The sequence below is a fragment of the Enterobacter sp. TMH.L2 genome, from assembly GCF_050847315.1.
In the GTDB taxonomy this organism is placed as follows: Bacteria; Pseudomonadota; Gammaproteobacteria; order Enterobacterales; family Enterobacteriaceae; genus Cedecea.
In genome coordinates, this window is sequence record NZ_CP193791.1 from 2,643,610 (window position 1) to 2,660,416 (window position 16,807).

13 protein-coding genes are annotated in these 16,807 nt (G+C 53.6%); 5 read left to right on the top strand and 8 right to left on the bottom strand.

What is annotated here, in order from left to right:
- Nucleotides 1-53 precede the first annotated feature (53 nt).
- The 3 genes from ACREYP_RS12680 to ACREYP_RS12690 all read right to left on the bottom strand — a co-directional run bounded on the left by ACREYP_RS12680 (nucleotide 54) and on the right by ACREYP_RS12690 (nucleotide 3,922).
- Nucleotides 54-1,709 (bottom strand): glucan biosynthesis protein D, encoded by a 1,656-nt coding sequence (locus ACREYP_RS12680; RefSeq protein ID WP_166874622.1) that lies wholly within the window; start codon nucleotides 1,707-1,709, stop codon nucleotides 54-56.
- A gap of 254 nt (nucleotides 1,710-1,963) precedes the next feature.
- On the bottom strand, nucleotides 1,964-2,740 hold the full coding sequence (locus ACREYP_RS12685; RefSeq protein WP_336817894.1) for a transporter substrate-binding domain-containing protein: 777 nt from the start codon (nucleotides 2,738-2,740) through the stop codon (nucleotides 1,964-1,966).
- A gap of 12 nt (nucleotides 2,741-2,752) precedes the next feature.
- Nucleotides 2,753-3,922 carry a pyridoxal phosphate-dependent aminotransferase gene (locus tag ACREYP_RS12690; RefSeq protein WP_336817643.1) on the bottom strand — a complete coding sequence of 390 codons (1,170 nt, stop codon included), beginning with the start codon at nucleotides 3,920-3,922 and terminating at the stop codon, nucleotides 2,753-2,755.
- 118 nt (nucleotides 3,923-4,040) lie between these two features.
- On the opposite strand from ACREYP_RS12690, the gene ACREYP_RS12695 reads away from it, so the two are divergent.
- On the top strand, nucleotides 4,041-4,895 hold the full coding sequence (locus tag ACREYP_RS12695) for a LysR family transcriptional regulator (protein ID WP_008456369.1): 855 nt from the start codon (nucleotides 4,041-4,043) through the stop codon (nucleotides 4,893-4,895).
- Here the strand turns inward: ACREYP_RS12695 and ACREYP_RS12700 are convergent.
- Both ACREYP_RS12700 and hglS read right to left on the bottom strand, forming a co-directional pair.
- A complete protein-coding gene (locus ACREYP_RS12700) occupies nucleotides 4,882-6,384 on the bottom strand; it encodes a carboxylesterase/lipase family protein (RefSeq protein WP_008456370.1) in 1,503 nt (500 codons plus the stop codon). The genes ACREYP_RS12695 and ACREYP_RS12700 overlap by 14 nt on opposite strands.
- 41 nt (nucleotides 6,385-6,425) lie before the next feature.
- Entirely contained in the window at nucleotides 6,426-7,769 is a 1,344-nt protein-coding gene (gene hglS, locus ACREYP_RS12705; protein WP_336817644.1) for a 2-oxoadipate dioxygenase/decarboxylase HglS, read from the bottom strand.
- A gap of 378 nt (nucleotides 7,770-8,147) precedes the next feature.
- On the opposite strand from hglS, the gene ACREYP_RS12710 reads away from it, so the two are divergent.
- Complete coding sequence (locus ACREYP_RS12710; protein WP_498880898.1) at nucleotides 8,148-9,071, top strand: type 2 periplasmic-binding domain-containing protein; 924 nt, start codon at nucleotides 8,148-8,150, stop codon at nucleotides 9,069-9,071.
- 24 nt (nucleotides 9,072-9,095) lie between these two features.
- Here ACREYP_RS12710 and smrA read toward each other — a convergent pair whose 3' ends face one another.
- Nucleotides 9,096-9,659: a DNA endonuclease SmrA gene (smrA, locus tag ACREYP_RS12715; protein ID WP_008456373.1), complete on the bottom strand. Its 564-nt coding sequence runs from the start codon at nucleotides 9,657-9,659 to the stop codon at nucleotides 9,096-9,098.
- A gap of 438 nt (nucleotides 9,660-10,097) precedes the next feature.
- Between smrA and ogt the strand changes: the two genes are divergently transcribed.
- The 3 genes from ogt to uspE all read left to right on the top strand — a co-directional run bounded on the left by ogt (nucleotide 10,098) and on the right by uspE (nucleotide 12,642).
- Entirely contained in the window at nucleotides 10,098-10,613 is a 516-nt protein-coding gene (ogt, locus tag ACREYP_RS12720) for a methylated-DNA--[protein]-cysteine S-methyltransferase (protein WP_336817645.1), read from the top strand.
- Nucleotides 10,614-10,805: 192 nt separating this feature from the next.
- A complete protein-coding gene (gene fnr / locus ACREYP_RS12725) occupies nucleotides 10,806-11,558 on the top strand; it encodes a fumarate/nitrate reduction transcriptional regulator Fnr (RefSeq protein ID WP_008456375.1) in 753 nt (250 codons plus the stop codon).
- A 133-nt stretch (nucleotides 11,559-11,691) separates the two neighbouring features.
- Entirely contained in the window at nucleotides 11,692-12,642 is a 951-nt protein-coding gene (gene uspE, locus ACREYP_RS12730) for a universal stress protein UspE (RefSeq protein WP_008456376.1), read from the top strand.
- 112 nt (nucleotides 12,643-12,754) lie between these two features.
- Here uspE and potE read toward each other — a convergent pair whose 3' ends face one another.
- Together potE and ACREYP_RS12740 are read right to left on the bottom strand one after the other, a co-directional pair.
- Entirely contained in the window at nucleotides 12,755-14,179 is a 1,425-nt protein-coding gene (gene potE / locus ACREYP_RS12735; protein ID WP_336817646.1) for a putrescine-ornithine antiporter, read from the bottom strand.
- 31 nt (nucleotides 14,180-14,210) lie between these two features.
- Nucleotides 14,211-16,514 carry an Orn/Lys/Arg family decarboxylase gene (locus ACREYP_RS12740; protein WP_336817647.1) on the bottom strand — a complete coding sequence of 768 codons (2,304 nt, stop codon included), beginning with the start codon at nucleotides 16,512-16,514 and terminating at the stop codon, nucleotides 14,211-14,213.
- Nucleotides 16,515-16,807 lie beyond the last annotated feature (293 nt).

Consider the following 16,807-nt stretch of genomic DNA (forward strand, 5'->3'; position numbering starts at 1 on the left):
GGTGAAACGGGCATAAAAAAGCCCCGCGGCTTTTACGCGGCGGGGCTGGATGATTAACGCATTTCGCGGTCGTCAACGTATTTACGTTTATCCGGCGGTGGTGGGAAATACTGGTACAGCCAGGTTTCACTGATCGCTTTGCCCTGGCAACGCAGGAACATGCGCATCTCGACCGGGTCGGTGGCGTCGTTGGTCGGATACCAGTCAAACAGAATGCGGTAGCCGTCAAACGGTTCGACGTAGAGGATCTCAATCTGCTTCGCTTCGCCGTTGGAGAGCGTAATCACCGGCTCAATCCCCTTCGGCGCGGCGGCTTTCAAATCGCCCCCGATAAAGTCGATAGCAAAGCGGCGGGACCATTTTTCCGGGAAGTGTTCACCCGGCGCCCAGCCTTCCGGGAAGCTGCCCATCCCGGTGCGGGTGGCGTAAACGCGGGCCAGATCCGTCGTCACCGGCGGCAAACCGCTCCAGTAGAGGCGATATTTGAACTCGAATTCGTCCCCGGCTTTGACCGGTTTTTCCGGCTGCCAGAAGCAGACAATATTGTCGAGCGTTTCGCCGGTGGTCGGGATTTCCATCAGGCCAACGGTGCCTTTGCCCCACTTGTTACGCGGCTCTACCCACAGGCTTGGACGCTTGTTGTACCAGCCCATGATGTCCTGGTAGCTGGCAAAGTCGTGATCCAGCTGCAGCAGGCCAAAGCCTTTCGGGTTCTCGTCCATAAAGGCGTTGAACTGAAGTTTCTGCGGGTTATTCAGCGGGCGGCAAATCCACTCGCCGTTACCGCGCCACATGGCCAGGCGGTCGGAGTCATGAATTTGCGGGTGAATGGTGTCGCAGGTCCGGCGTTCGTTGGTGCCGCAGGCAAACATGCTGGTCATCGGCGCGATACCCAGCTGCTTGACGTCTTTCCGGGCATAAAGGTGATTGTCCACCTCCATCACCACGCGCTCGGCTTCACAGCTGATAATAAATTTGTACGCGCCGGTCACGCTTGGGCTGTCGAGTAAGGCATAGACCACAAAAGTCGTGTCGGTGGCTTTCGGCGTTTCAAACCAGAACGAGGTGAAGTCCGGGAACTCTTCCGGCGTGTCGGTGAAGGTGTCCACCGCGAGGCCACGGGCGGACAGCCCATACTGGTACGTGCTGTCTACGGCACGGAAATAGCTCGCGCCGAGGAAGGAGACGACGTCACGGCGCGCCAGCTCCGGTGCCTTGAAGACTTTCAGGCCGGCAAAGCCGAGATCCGTCTGGCCTTCGAGCTGCCTGGTGTCTACGCCAGCATTGTTGTAGTTAAACAATTCCGGGCGGAAGTGGATTTCGCGCGCCTGATGGGTGGCGGAATCCAGCGAGAACATTCTGACGCGGCGGCGGAATCCCATGCCGACGTGGAAGAACTGCACGTCAAGCTGGCGGTTTTCGATGTTGTTCCAAAGCGAATGATCGGCGTCGTACTGAATGGCGTTATAAGCCTGAGGCGTCAGGTTAGCCAGGGTGTTGGGCAGCGCGCGCGGTGCCCCGCCCCATGGTTTTTTCGACAGGTCGTGCGCCATGCCCTGAAGCACCGCAAAATCGAAGGCGGTGGAGTGCCCGTCAGCGATGCCTGATTCGGCAGCAAAGGCGCTTCGGGAGAATAGCGTGGCAAGGGTTGGCGTGCCGCAGGCAGCGGCGAGAGCCATAGAGGCCTGGATAAAACGTCTGCGATTCATGCCTGAGAAATCGTCCTTATGTGTCGATGTGTTTTGTTCCTCCCGACGGGAAGAACAGCGGCAAGAGACTGCTACCTGTACGACCGCACACTCTAGACAAAATTCACAGTGAATCCAATGGGCGGAGAAGGCGTTTGGGGGAGGAACGAAAGTTTTTTTTCAGGAAACCAGATATCACCGAAAAATTCGCCATTGCCTGGCGAAAAAAACGCTAAAGGCCCGTCAGCCTGTGTGCCGACGAGCCCTGGTCAACGTTACTTCACGCTGACGTCGATGCCGGGGAAGAACTTCTGCGCGAGCTTAGTCACGGTGCCGTCGGCTTTCACCTTATCGATGGCCGCATCCAGCTCTTTTTTCGTGACAGTGTCACCTTTACGCAGACCAAAGCCAATCCCGCTGCCGAGGATAGTGTCGTCGCTCACCGGCTTGCCGATAAAGCCAAAGCCCTTGCCCTGCGGCGTGCTGAGGAAGCCCGCCTGACCTGCCGCGGACATCACCAGAGAGGCATCAATACGGCCGTTCAGCAAGTCAGCCCAGGCCATGTTCTGGTCTTTGTAAGACACGACGTTCACGCCCTGCTTTTCCCAGTGCTCTTTGGCATAGGTTTCCTGAATGGAGCCCTGGAGCACGCCGATGGTTTTGCCTTTCAGCCCTTCCGCCGTGGCTTCAAGGCCGCTGCCTTCTTTGCCCACCAGCTGAGACGGAATACGGTAGATTGGCTGGGTAAAGTCGATGCTTTTACGACGCTGCTCGGTGATGTTCATTGCCGAGTTGATGGCGTCAAACTTCTTCGCCACCAGCCCCGGGATCAGCGAATCAAACGACGTTTCAACCCAGGTACATTTCAGGCTGGCCGCCTGGCAAATGGCTTTCCCCAGCTCGACGTCAAACCCTTCCAGCTCGCCCGCGCTGTTGCGGCTTTCAAACGGGGGATACTCCGCTTCGAGGCCATAGCGAAGCTCGCCGGCGGCCAGCGCAGAAAACGAAGAACACAGCCCGAGCAGCAAACTTAACGCATACATTTTTTTCATCATGACCCCTTATCAGCGTGGCTTAACCCGGCACAGCGCTTCAGCGCCCGCCCGAAGTGTGGCTTCATCTTTGGCAAATGAGAGCCGGATAATTTTATTGTCAGTACCGTCGGTATAAAACGCGGAGAGCGGAATGGTCGCCACGCCGTAATCAGTGATTAACCGCTTCACCATCTCGCTGTCGGACTCATCGCTGAAGTGCCCGAAGCGGGCCAGCAGGAAGAATGACCCACCGCTCGGCAGCAGTTCAAACGGTGAATCAGCCAGCAAAGACTGCATTAAATCACGCTTGCGCTGATAAAACGCCGCCAGTGAAAGATAAGTTTGCGGATCGCTCATATAGTCGGCGAACGCATACTGCATCGGCGTGTCGGCGGAGAACATCAGGAACTGATGCACCTTGCAGATCTCATCCATCAGCGCCGCCGGGGCCAGGCAATACCCGACCCGCCAGCCCGTGACGTGGAAGGTTTTACCGAACGACGACACAATCACGCTGCGCTCGGCAAGCTGCGGGTGCGTCGCCATGCCGTGGTGCTTTTTGCCGTCAAAGACGATGTGTTCATACACTTCATCGGACAGGATCACAATGTCGGTGTCGCGAGTTACCGCCGCCAGCATTTCCAGGTCATGGGCGCTAAATACCTGCCCGCTTGGGTTATGCGGCGTGTTCACGATGATCATCCGCGTACGTGGCGTAATCGCCGTCCGCACTTCGTCCCAGTCAACGGTAAAATCAGGCAGGCTCAGCTTGAGCGCCACCGGTTTGGCGCCCTGCAGGCGGACAATCGGCGCGTAGCTGTCGAAAGAAGGCTCAAAGTAGATAACTTCATCGCCGGGATGTACCAGACCGCCGATCGCAGAATAAAGCCCTTCGCTGGCGCTGGCGGTGACCAGCACCTCCTCTGCGGGGTCATACACGGCCCCGTAAAGGCTGGCCACTTTGTCGGCAATCAGCTGTTTCAGGGACGCGAGGCCGGTCATTGGGGCGTACTGGTTATGCCCTTCCTGCATAGCTTTGGTGACGCCGGCAATCAGTTTCGGGTCGCAGGGGAAGTTGGGTGCCCCCTGAGAAAGATTTATCGCCTTGTGCTGCGCGGAAAGCTGGCCGATCACCGTAAAAATCGTGGTTCCGACGTCCGGCAATTTTGAACGTTGTTGTACCGGGGTTTGTATGGCCATAGCGGCTCCTGAACGTGATGCGATTTGCATAACTATTCAATATCGCCGCCATTGCCACGACAATCGAATTGTTGTCATAATAGCCATGCAAAAAATGCATAGCTCAGCGGAGAGCATCATGACCCGGCGTAATTTCCCCCTAAATACTCTCGATGCTTTTCTGGTCACGGCCAGGCACCTGAACCTCACCCGGGCGGCAAAAGAGCTTTGCCTGACCCAGGGCGCCGTCAGCCGTAAAATTGCGGCGCTGGAGCAGTGGCTGGGGTTCGCGCTTTTTGAGCGCCATGCACGCGGATTACGCCTCACGCCCCAGGGCAGCGCCCTGCTGCCCGACCTCCAGAACGCCTTTAACACGCTGCTGGACGTGGCCGACCGGGCCTGCCATAAGCCTGAGATTATTCGTCTTAAGGCCCCCACCTGCGCCATGCGCTGGCTGGTGCCGAAGCTGATTCAGCTTGAGCAGCGTATGCCGGAGATCCAGGTTGCGTTAACCACGACCGTGGAGCACGGCGTCAATTTCAAAAACGAGCCGTTTGATGCCGCCATTGTGTTTGGTCAGCAGGCCAAAAGCGGCGCGCTGCTGTTTGAAGAGAGTCTGACGCCGGTTATCTGTCAGGCGTTGCTTCCGCCGGAGACGAGCAACTGGGAGCGGCTGACCTTTTTGCACCCGACTCGCGATCGTACCGACTGGTCATTATGGCTTGGAAAGAACCCTTCACCGCCTTGGCTGGCGATGCAGAAAAATCAGCATTTCGACACCATGGATCTGGCGATCAGCGCCGCTATTCAGGGGTTTGGGATAGCCATCGCAGACGAAACGCTGGTGGCCGAAGATCTTCGTACCGGGCGGTTAGTGCGGCCTTTTACCGGGAGCGTAAAAACCGGGGCCAGTTACAGGCTGGCGGTGAAGCCCGGCAGCGAAGGCGCCGCCGGGCTGGAGGCCTTTTGCAATGCGTTACTCAGTCCAGGCTGACGTGGTGTTTCATCACTCGCTTAAATAACTGCATTCTCAGCCGCATAAAGCGATTTTCGACTTTAAACTGCGCCCGCAGATGAACGCCCAGCCGCAGCGTGCGGTCCCGCCCTTTGGTGCTGGCAGGCCAGCTTAACGGCCCAGGTAACGCTTTGCTATGCGCCCTGGCGCTGCGGGCGAAGCTGACCCAATAATCGCCAATCTGAGCGGCAAACTGCAGGTCGCGTTCAGTCACATATTCACTGGCAGGCGGGGAAAGCTGCAGCGTGTTAAAGACATAAGCCACTTCGTTGCCGTGCCAGGTGCCGTTGGCGTAGGTTTCACGCTCGGCCTCCGCCACGTAGTCAAAATAATACCGCCAGCAGGGCTGGCCTGCGCGCTGCTGCGCCTGCATCACCACAAACCCCAGCGTGGTAAAGGCCATGTCCCGGCACACCTGACGGCCCAGCTCAGCGTCACCCTTAACGCCGGGATACAGCAATTTGATAAGCCCCAGACCGAGACGCTTTTCCCGGCGCAGAAGCGCAACCTGCCCGGCGGGATCTATCCCGAAGTAGCTCAGCACGCTCGCCTCATCGCTGTTGCTGCCCACCATCAGCGGCATCCGGTGCTGTCGTGCGGCAAAAAACGTGTCCAGCATGGGTTCAGGCAAAACAATATCGCCGCTGATGGGCGTCGGCCCGATGTTTAGCGGGGCTTCCAGCGCCCATAATTCACTGGCGGGAAGGGAACGCAGCGCTTCAGCGTTCGCATTCTTCAGCCCAAAATGTTCTGCCACCGCCACGCCGCGCTTCAACGCTTTACGGCGATCGACATCCGGCAGCGTGTAGGCGCTTTGTATAATCCCCTTGTGGAACAGGCCACTGGCTAAAGGCGATGCCAGCAGAGAAAGCACGCTGCGGGCGCCTGCTGACTCGCCAAACAGCGTGACGTTGCTGGCGTCTCCGCCAAAAGCAGCGATGTTGGCCTGCACCCACTTCAGCGCGGCAATCTGATCGAGCAAGGCAAAGTTGTGGATCGGCCCAGCCGGATTTTCTTCATCCAATGCGGGATGAGCAAAAAAGCCCAGATGCCCAAGCCGGTAGTTCACCGTCACTAACACCACGCCCCGCGAGGCCAGCGCGGCGCCATCATATGGAGGTAAAGAACCGGCTCCAATGGTGTAGCCGCCCCCGTGCAGCCAGACCATCACCGGCAAGGGTTTGCCCGTTCGCCGGGCGGGAGTCCAGATATTGAGGTAAAGGCAGTCTTCTGAAAACTGGCCCGGATCGCCGCCGCCGACGGCTTTGCAGTATTCCAGGCTTTGCCAACAGGCCTGAGCGAAGGTATCGGCGACGCGAATACCTTGCCAGTTTTCTGGCGGCTGAGGCGCTCGCCAGCGCAGGTTTCCAGTGGGAGGCATGGCAAAGGGAATACCGCGATACACCGCAATATCCCCCTGAAGGACGCCGCTCAGTTGACCCTGAGCGACGTTAACAACGTGTTCCATCTGCTGTTCCTTGTAGCTGACATCCCAGCAGGGTAACGCGTTTACAATAAACCGCAACGGCGTTTGCTGCGATCCTCCGCCTGTTGATAAAGGCTGAATTCATCGGCCACCGCCGCACCCAGCGCCATTTCGAACTCGCTGCGGCTGGAGTGCCCGTGCTGTCGCTGGCCACCGTCGCTGCCTAAATTTGACTGGAAGATGCCCGCGGCGCTAACCGGCAGGAAATCTTCATAGATGATAGGCTGGGCGATGAGCCAGCCGCGCTCAATCAACAACTGCGGATCGTCGCCTGGTTTGATGGACTGGCGATGCATGTCGCCCACCGGCGTCAGGCGGTAGCGAAAATAGGCCAGTCCCTGGCGACGAAGCAGTGCGTCGCTGTCCGGGAAGCGGCTGAAGACTTCCTGCAAATGCTGCTGATGACTTAGGTTGTCCTTGCCGTTTCCCGCTTCGAGCAATAATTCATCATACAGCGCGCGGCCTTTAGGCGTCAGCGCCACGCCGCGCTGCTCAATCTCACCAAATCGGGCGGTGTGCGTGCCGTGGTGCTCACCGGCAAACAAAATAGGCTCTTCCAGCGCTTTAAAACTGGTCTGACGCAGCAAAATGGGGCGTTCACGGCGAGGTGGGCCTTCAATAATGGCTTTGGGCGAGATGCCCCGCTCCGGCATCATCGCCTGAACGCGGTCGATATCCAGCGTGCGCGGCGTGAGATGGTTAATGTGGCAGCCACGGAAGCAAACCACATCGGCGATCAGGCGATGTTCGTCGTGCAGGGCGCGGTAAGTGTCGGCGTCAACCGTGGCATGCTGATGCCAGCGGAAGGTTTCCAGCGCTTCGGCCACAAAGGTGTTCGCCTCTGCCTCGCTGAATCCGCCCTGCCTGTCGTGGAGATCGAGCATTTCGCGGCAGCGGGGAGTGAAAATGTCGCGTTTATCGAGGATTGCGGCTGCGCGAGCCCTTAGCGTCGGATTGTCGATAAGCTCCAGACGCAATAAAGAGGTAAACACGCGGAAAGGATTTCGCGCCAGCGCCTGGTCGTCAATCGGGCGGAAAGCGGTGGAATGTACCGGTACCCCGGCCTGGGAAAGATCGTAATAACCCACCGGATGCATGCCCATCACCGCGAAAATTCGCTTCAGCACCGCCAGCTCTTCGGCCTTACCTACGCGAATCGCGCCGTGGCGCTCTACGTTTAACCTTGCCAGCTCGTCAGCATTTTCGAGCTGCTGGTGCAGCTCAGGATCGTGTTCCAGCACGGCCAGGTTTACATCCGCCACCAGTTCTAACAGCGTGCCGTACTGCGGAACTTCTTGCTGGTACATCGCCGACATAGCTTGCGAAAATTTGTCCCGAATCTCATCGGCCGTGAGGGTGTTCGCCATGATGTCATGCCTCCAGTGGATAGTGCTGAAAGCGTAGAACCTGGTGGATCACTTATCAGGAAGAATTTCCATTTTGTGATCTGCTTTGCAGCACCTAAAAAGTAATTTTTTCAGCACATTACATAACGCAGCGTTATGCAGAATGCCTACCACAAAGAGTATAAATTAACAAAAAATTAACTAAAACAGGCCGCGTTAAAATCTGCAGATCGGCATCACTTTTCAGCAAAATAGCGCCCTTTTGTCGAAAAAATCTTCTCTGATTTAAAGTGGTTATGTGCCTGGCCATAACAAAATGTTAATAATATTTTGCAATGAAGTTATCAAAATTCAACACCGAGGCTTGTCAGCGAAGCCGGACTGTTTTTAACATTGCTTATGGAAAAAAATGGTCTCTTCAGTCAGCGCATTCGCTTGCGCCATTTACATACTTTCGTGGCCGTCGCTCAGCAGGGAACACTGGGTCGCGCGGCTGAAACTCTTAACCTGAGCCAGCCGGCGCTCTCCAAAACCCTCAATGAGCTGGAGCAGCTTACCGGCACACGTCTGTTCGAACGCGGGCGGTTAGGCGCTCAGCTAACGCTCACCGGCGAGCAGTTTTTAACCCATGCGGTAAAAGTGCTTGATGCCCTGAATCATGCCGGGCAGTCGTTTGTACGCCGGGAAGACCGGCCTTCTGATGTGATACGGATTGGCGCGCTGCCTACCGCCGCGCTGGGTATTTTACCGGCGGTGATCGGCGAGTTTCATAGGCAGCAGAGCGACGTCACCCTGCAGGTTGGCACCATGAATAACACCATGCTGCTGGCGGGATTGAAGTCCGGGGAACTGGATTTAGGCATCGGGCGCATGTCCGATCCTGAGCTAATGACGGGCCTGAACTATGAACTGCTGTTCCTTGAGTCTCTCAAGCTGGTTGTTCACCCTAACCACCCGCTGCTGCATGAAAATATTACCCTTAGCCGGGTGATGGAATGGCCCGCGGTGGTCTCCCCTCAGGGCACGGTGCCACGCGATAACGCGGAATCTCTGCTCGCGTCACAGGGCTGCAAGCTGCCTTCAACCTGCATCGAAACGCTGTCGGCTTCGCTCTCCCGTCAGCTGACCGTCGACTACAACTATGTCTGGTTTGTGCCTTCCGGCGCGGTGAAGGACGATTTGCGCCAGGGCACGCTGACCGCGCTTCCTGTCCCGATTCCGGGCGTCGGGGAACCTATCGGGATCCTTACGCGGGTGGACACTCAGCTCTCAACGGCTGCGCAAATTCTGCTGTCGTCGATTCGTAAATCAATGCCGTCCTGAGGGAGCTCGCCGCCATCCCGCCGCTCAGCGGCTTCTTTTGGCGTGTTTCTCCCAGGTTTCCAGTTTGGCCTGCTCTGATTTTTTTAAAGCAACATAGCAGGCCCCGCTTCCGCCGTGGTGCGGCATCGCCACGCAAAAAGCCTGCACTTCGTCAAACTCGGCCAGCCAGCGCCCAAGGAAGCTACGCACCACGTTGGCATGGGATTTATCTTCTCGTCCTTTGCCGTGCACGATGAGCACATTACGCAGGCCATCCTGCTTAGCCTGCATAATGTAGGCAAACAACATCTGCCGGCAGCGCTCCACGGGCTGGCGGAGCAGATTAAGACTTGCCTGCTGGCCGTATTTTCCGAGCCGGAGCTTGTCCAGGACGCCGCTCTGCAGACCCTCTCGCTTGTACTCCAGCGGCGTGTCGAGGGGAATGATGTCCAAAAAGTCGGTGGTGAGAAAGTTGTCCAGTTGGATGGGGTCTGGCTTCACGCCAATGTGCTCTTTCTGAGGTTTGATCCACTGGCTGTCCGCACAGTTTTTCAGCGGTTTGACATCCTCCATGGCGTCAAGAAACAGCGATTTGTCGTCAAGGTTCATGGTCAATCCTCCTGAGTTAGCTGCCGCTACTATAACCCCGCCCTGCCTGAGGCTCAACGGGACAGCCGTGGGAGATATTCCAGAATAGTTGGCAAATTATTTATGTCACCGGATCTTTAAAATGAAAATATAAAGTTTGCATTTACGTTAAAAAAAGGTAAATCAAATAACCGTAAAAGAAATTATTATTCCCTTCACCGGGGAAATAATCACCGCCGCAATCAGACGGTCAGTCGCTAACTATTTCGGGCAATGAGTCAGGGAAGTTATCAAACTTTTTTCTCCACGTCCGGCCATTATTTTCCGTCTTCGCCTGGAAATTTAGATGCGGTGATAATCCTTTTGAGGTCTGGCTGACGCGGTTGGGGGCATGTTATCTTTTCAGACTCAAAATGGGCCGCGCATTCGTTCAGGCCTGACAAAAAACGGAGTAATACCGTGCTGACAATACTGGAAGATAAGATTGACACCCCGCTTGGGCCGCTGTGGATCTTGTGCGACGAACAATTCAGGCTTCGGGCCGTGGAATGGGAAGAACACAGCGACCGCATGGAGCAGCTGTTGAATATTCACTATGGGAAACAAGGGTTTCAACGCGTCAGCAGTCGTAACCCTGGGGGCCTTAGTGACAAGCTGCGTGACTATTTTGCTGGCGATCTGGCGGTGATCGATACTCTGCCCACGGCGACGGCTGGCACGGATTTCCAGCGTCAGGTTTGGCAGGCTTTGCGCGATATCCCCTGTGGACGAGTGATGCATTATGGCGAACTGGCAGAACAGCTAGGCCGCGCCGGGGCCGCTCGCGCTGTCGGCGCCGCGAACGGCTCAAACCCGGTGAGCATTGTGGTGCCGTGCCATCGCGTCATTGGTCGAAACGGCACGATGACCGGGTATGCAGGCGGCGTGGCGCGGAAAGAGTGGCTGCTGCACCATGAAGGTTATTTATTACTGTGATGGTGCCAAAAGTGCGGCTATTTATTCCAAAAAAGAGTAGCTGCATTTTAATGTTTCAGGGAATTCAACAAGATGAAGACCCTTTTTTAACCCCCTCCCTTTATTATTGTCCGAATAACGTTCTGCCAGACTTACCTGATCGCGAAAAAGATGTTAAAATTGACCAATATCAATTACGGTCCGAGCATATCTATGATCCCTGAAAAGCGTATTATTCGACGAATTCAGTCTGGCGGTTGTGCTATCCATTGTCAGGATTGCAGCATCAGTCAATTATGCATCCCCTTCACGCTTAATGAGCATGAACTCGATCAGCTTGATAATATCATCGAGCGTAAAAAGCCGATTCAAAAGGGTCAAACCCTGTTTAAAGCAGGTGATGAACTGAAATCGCTGTACGCTATTCGCTCTGGCACCATCAAAAGCTACACCATTACCGAGCAAGGCGATGAGCAAATCACCGGTTTCCACCTCGCGGGCGACCTGGTCGGCTTCGACGCCATCGGCACTGGCCATCATCCGAGCTTTGCTCAGGCACTCGAAACGTCGATGGTTTGTGAAATCCCGTTTGAAACGCTCGACGATTTGTCCGGTAAAATGCCGAGCCTGCGCCAGCAGATGATGCGCCTGATGAGCGGCGAAATTAAAGGCGATCAGGACATGATTTTGCTGCTGTCCAAAAAGAATGCCGAAGAGCGCCTGGCGGCGTTTATATACAATCTTTCTCGCCGCTTTGCGCAGCGCGGTTTCTCACCGCGTGAGTTCCGCCTGACCATGACCCGTGGCGATATCGGTAACTACCTGGGCCTGACGGTAGAAACTATCAGCCGCCTGCTGGGTCGCTTCCAGAAAAACGGTATGCTGGCGGTGAAAGGCAAGTACATCACTATTGAGAATATCGATCTGTTATCCGACCTCGCGGGCCAGTCGCGCAGCGTTGCCTGATAACCCTCCCCTTTGCCGGATCGGCTTTTATCCCTTTTATTGATCCGGCAAGGGCTCTTCACCTGTTTCATTCCTTTCTTATGGGTTAATCTTACTTCACAGACTGTGGTTAAGCAGTTGTAAGGAGACCTGTATGGCAAACTACCAAAACATGCTAGTCGCGATTGATCCTAATCAGGACGATCAGCCTGCCCTGCGGCGCGCTGTTTATTTGCATCAACGGATTGGCGGCAGGATCAAAGCCTTCCTGCCTATCTATGATTTTTCCTACGAAATGACCACGCTTCTGTCCCCCGATGAACGCACCGCAATGCGCAAAGGGGTTATCAGCCAGCGCACGGCCTGGATTAAGCAACAGGCGCAGTACTATATCGAAGCCGGTATTCCTATTGATATCAAGGTGGTGTGGCATAACCGCCCGTTCGAAGCCATTATCCAGGAAGTGATCGCCGGCGGGCACGATCTGCTGCTAAAAATGGCGCACCAGCATGACAAACTGGAAGCCGTGATTTTCACTCCAACCGACTGGCATTTGCTGCGTAAATGCCCCTGCCCGGTGTGGATGGTCAAAGACCAGCCGTGGCCGGAAGGCGGCAAGGCGCTGGTGGCGGTGAACCTTGCCAGCGAAGAGCTTTACCACAACGCGCTGAATGAAAAACTGGTGAGAGAGACGCTGAAGCTGGCGGATGATGTCAACCATACCGAAGTTCACCTGATTGGCGCGTATCCGGTTACCCCCATCAACATTGCCATTGAGCTGCCTGATTTTGATCCGAGCGTGTATAACGACGCCATTCGCGGCCAGCATCTGGTGGCCATGAAGGCGCTGCGTCAGAAATACGGCATTGATGAAAAGATGACGCACGTCGAGAAAGGCCTGCCGGAAGAGGTGATCCCTGACCTGGCCGAGCATCTTCAGGCCGGGATTGTGGTACTCGGCACCGTCGGGCGAACGGGACTTTCCGCAGCGTTTCTGGGCAACACCGCTGAACAGGTTATCGACCATTTGCGCTGTGATTTATTGGTGATAAAACCGGACGATTACCAGACGCCGGTTGAGATGGACGACCCGGAAGACGACTGATGTGGCCATCCATTCAGGCAAAAAACCCCGCAGTCCATTTACCTGCGGGGTTTTTATTGGTCAGTGGCTGGAGCCGAATACGTTCCAGCTATTCTGCCCGAGCACGGGCCTTTTACTTATCCCGGTACGGGATAGCCGGCACATCCTCTTCCCCAGTGATAACCCGGTCAGGATGTACGAGTTGTTCCCCCTTCACAAATCTGGCACTGACGGCGCCAAACAATGTAAAGCCAAGAATGGTGGCTACGCCCCCGTACATCAAAGCCTTATCACCAGAATTCACTAACGCAAAGTAGCTGTACGCAGCCCCAACCCCTGCGATTGCGTTATTCAACAGAGCCTTATGGCTGAGTACCCGGTTGATTTCCTGAATTGTTACCAGAGCTGCCATAGACAGGATGTAGGGAATAAGATTCGTGACGACCGACAGGTCAACTACGGTTGAAAATTGGTCAGAGACACCCAGATTACCGGTGGCTACATGATGAATCCAGCCGTAGCGAGTCCCGTCAGGGCTGGCGGGAATTGAAAACCACCCCAGAATGGTTTGAATCCCCAACAGAATCAGCATTCCTGCGATGGGGGTTCCACTCTTATTACATTTAGCGAAAATTCGTACAAAATAGCCCACTTCCGCAGAACTCTTGAAGACTTGTGCAGTAGTGAACTGCCAGCCCAGTAAGGAACCGATGCAGGCGATAATCATCAGGCCCGTGATGATATTCCCTACCATGGGAGTAAACATCGTGGCGAATACCAGGCCAAACGGCGCGTTTGAACTGGCAAGTTCAGCGTTTGGAATAATTCCGCCAATGACGTTGGTCGACACGATATAGATAACCGCAGAGCCCAATGTCCCGAAGAGCACGGCGATGGGTACATTCTTTTTAGGATTATCCACCGCATCACTGTTCGCGCAGGCTGATTCGAGCCCAAGAAAGGCCCACAGCGTGATTGCTACGGAAGAGCCTGCGGCATCAAGTAGCGTGCTGTTATGAGGGTTCCAGCCTGCGGCATATATTTCGGGTTTAAACCAGAACCATCCCACCGTCGATACCACCACGACCGGCGCGATCACCCCCCAAACAGTGACGCCACCAATTTTACCGGTTATGCTGGCTCCACCAAAATTAGCAAACGTGGTTAACCATAAAAGTCCTATCGTCATTAATCCAATTTGCAGAGGATTAGGATTAATATTGAATAGCCCAATAATATAACCCACGGCAGTGATGGAGATCGCGACGTTACCAATGACGATCGCAACGCCATAGGTGTAGTTTGCAATGTAATTCCCCGCCTTACCAAAGGCATACTCAGCGTAACCGCCCATGCCACCAAGCTTATTACTCATCGTACCGCAGCAGGCAAAAGCCCAGGCCAGCGCCATTGAACCCACGGCAGTAATCACCCAGGATACTATCGAAATATTCCCGACTTGAGCCAGCTTAGTGGGTAGTAATATTATTCCCGATCCTAACATGTTGATGGCAGTCAACATTGTTAGCTGAGTGACACTCATTTTCTTAATTGCCATATTCACTCTCCTGCAGCTAACTGGGTTACCGTTAGATGCTTTCTTTTAGGCATTGAACGTAATAAACCCCATTTTTATTCTCTACACCATGGATATCATGGCCAAAACCTGGGAATCGCCGATCCCATAATTGCAGAATCTGCAAATATTTGATGTATGGGCTATCTTTATCTCCCGCGTTCTCGCCTGGCATGATCATTGGAATTCCCGGCGGATAAGGAACAACACCGGTCGCAAGAGTGCGGTTGTAAAGATCATCCACGCTAACTGTTTCAATATCGTTGTGTACGAGCCTGATATAAGCCTCGGCTGGAGTGAGTACCGGTTTCGGTAATATGGTGAAGGCTTTCTCCTGAACCTTTATGAGATCTGTTTCTTTGAAAAAGAGGAACATTTCATTAGCAAGATCTTTCAATCCTTTATTTTTGAACGCCTCAGGGCATTCGTCTTCATGTGCATAAAGGAGGTGTTTGACCGGAATATTGTTATCGTATGCATCTTTAAATTTGAGTAATGCATTGATCAATGTTCCGTATTTCCCTTTGGTAATACCAAGGGAGAAAAGAAACAGAATGGTAAAATCAGTGGTCTTTTCAACTTGAATGCCTTTCTGGCTAAGAAAAGCCGTCACCAGTGCAGCAGGAATGCCGGCGTTCTCAAGTGAGCCATCCGTCGCCACGCCGGGCATCACGACGGACACTTTTATCGGATCCAGCATACAGTAGCTGTCTTCGATTCCCTTAAAACCGTGCCATATATCACCCTCTCGCAATTCCCAGCAACGAGGGTCGGTAACTAAAAGAGACAGGGGCGCATCTTCAAAAGAAATTTTCTTTCCGGACTCCGGGTCGGGAACGAAGTCTGCATTCCAGGTGGAGAAAAACCAGTCATCATTTTCCTGAAGTTCTCTTCGAATACGCCTGACGGCCTGGCGAAAACGAACCGCTTCAGTAATTGATTCTGTGGTAAGGTGCTGACCACTTTGCCCCCGCATCATTTCAGCCGAAACTTCGTTAGCCATAATTATCGGATACAGCGGCGACGTCGAGGCATGCATCATATAAGCTTCGTTGAAGCGTTCATGAGGAACCGAATTTCGTCCATCCCGCACCCCAATCAGCGATGCCTGCGAAAGTGCAGCTAACAGCTTGTGCGTTGAGGTTGTAGTGAAAATTGTCGGCAGATCCCTTGGATAATCATCGGGTTCTCCATACATGCCAAAACGTTCTGCGTAGAGGGGGTTAAATCGCGCATAGCCGTACCATGCCTCATCAAAATGAATACGATCGACGCTGCTATTGAGCTGCTTAATAACCGTAGGCACATGGTAGGTCAGGCCATCATAGGTCGAATTTGTGATAATGCTGTGCAGCGGTTTTTTATTCTTATCTGTGGCGAGAGGGTTTGAGGCGATAGCTTCTTTCACTGCATCACCACTCAGTTGACGGGCATATACCGGCCCAATAATGCCGAGGTAGTTTCTCGAAGGCATTAAATACGTTGGGATGACCCCCGTCATAGTCAGGGCCTGTTCCGTAGATTTATGGGCGTTGCGGTCGCACAGGGCATAGTCGTCACGGGCTACGGAAGACATCATAATGACCCTGTTGGACATGGAAGAACCATTGGTAACGGTATAGGCCCTGTCCGCGCCAAATACCCGGGCACAGAATTTTTCGCTATCACCAATCGGACCGCTATGATCCAGCAGAGATCCTAATTCTCCGACGGAAATAGAAAGATCGGAGCGCAAAAGATTTTCCCCAAAATAATCATGGAATGCCCGGCCAACGGCCGATTTCATGAATGCCGTCCCCCCGGCATGGCCTGGGGTATGCCATGAATATTCATATTTTTCCGCAAACTCAAAAATTGCACGAGTGAGCGGCGGAACAATTTTATCCCGATAAGCTAAAATAGCCGAATGAATCCTACCTGCCAGGAAAAAAGGCGTATCTTCTTGAACCCAAATTAACTCATCAGTTTCACGCATTATTTCATGATTTAAATTCTCAGCCTGTCGATTATCTAATAACAGAAATAAAGGGATGGACTGATTTTTACGTCGAAGAGATTGTATTACTCTCTTTGCCGATTCATTATTCTGCTCACTGTCACTCATTACCCAATCGAGAAGTACGAGCTCAATGGTTTCATCATTATTTAAAACTGCGGCGGCGTCATCAGCAGAATCGGCATAAACAGTGGCGACATCCTTACTGTTTAACGCATTAATAAGATTAGAAATAGAATCATTGACTACGCTAACATGACAGGCAGAATTATGAACAATTAACGCCTTTAGCGATATTATCCTTTCACTGCGAATATCCATAGTAACCTCCGGGATTGTGCGATTTTATTTTCAATAAAAACAGACAATTTATATTCAAAATGAAATGTTGAATCACCTTTATCGTATACCACTCTCCAATATAGACCATGCTGGATCAGATAGCGTTAACAGAAATGCTCAATTCATTTCTTGCGTATTTTCACATCTACAGCTATGGGATGTTTAATAGCCTCGTAGAAAGGCCTGAATAAACTTAGTGGCTTTCAGGATATACAGACGATTTTTCTCGATGATAACCCAACTCGCTGAAATCAATATTTTTACAGGATGAT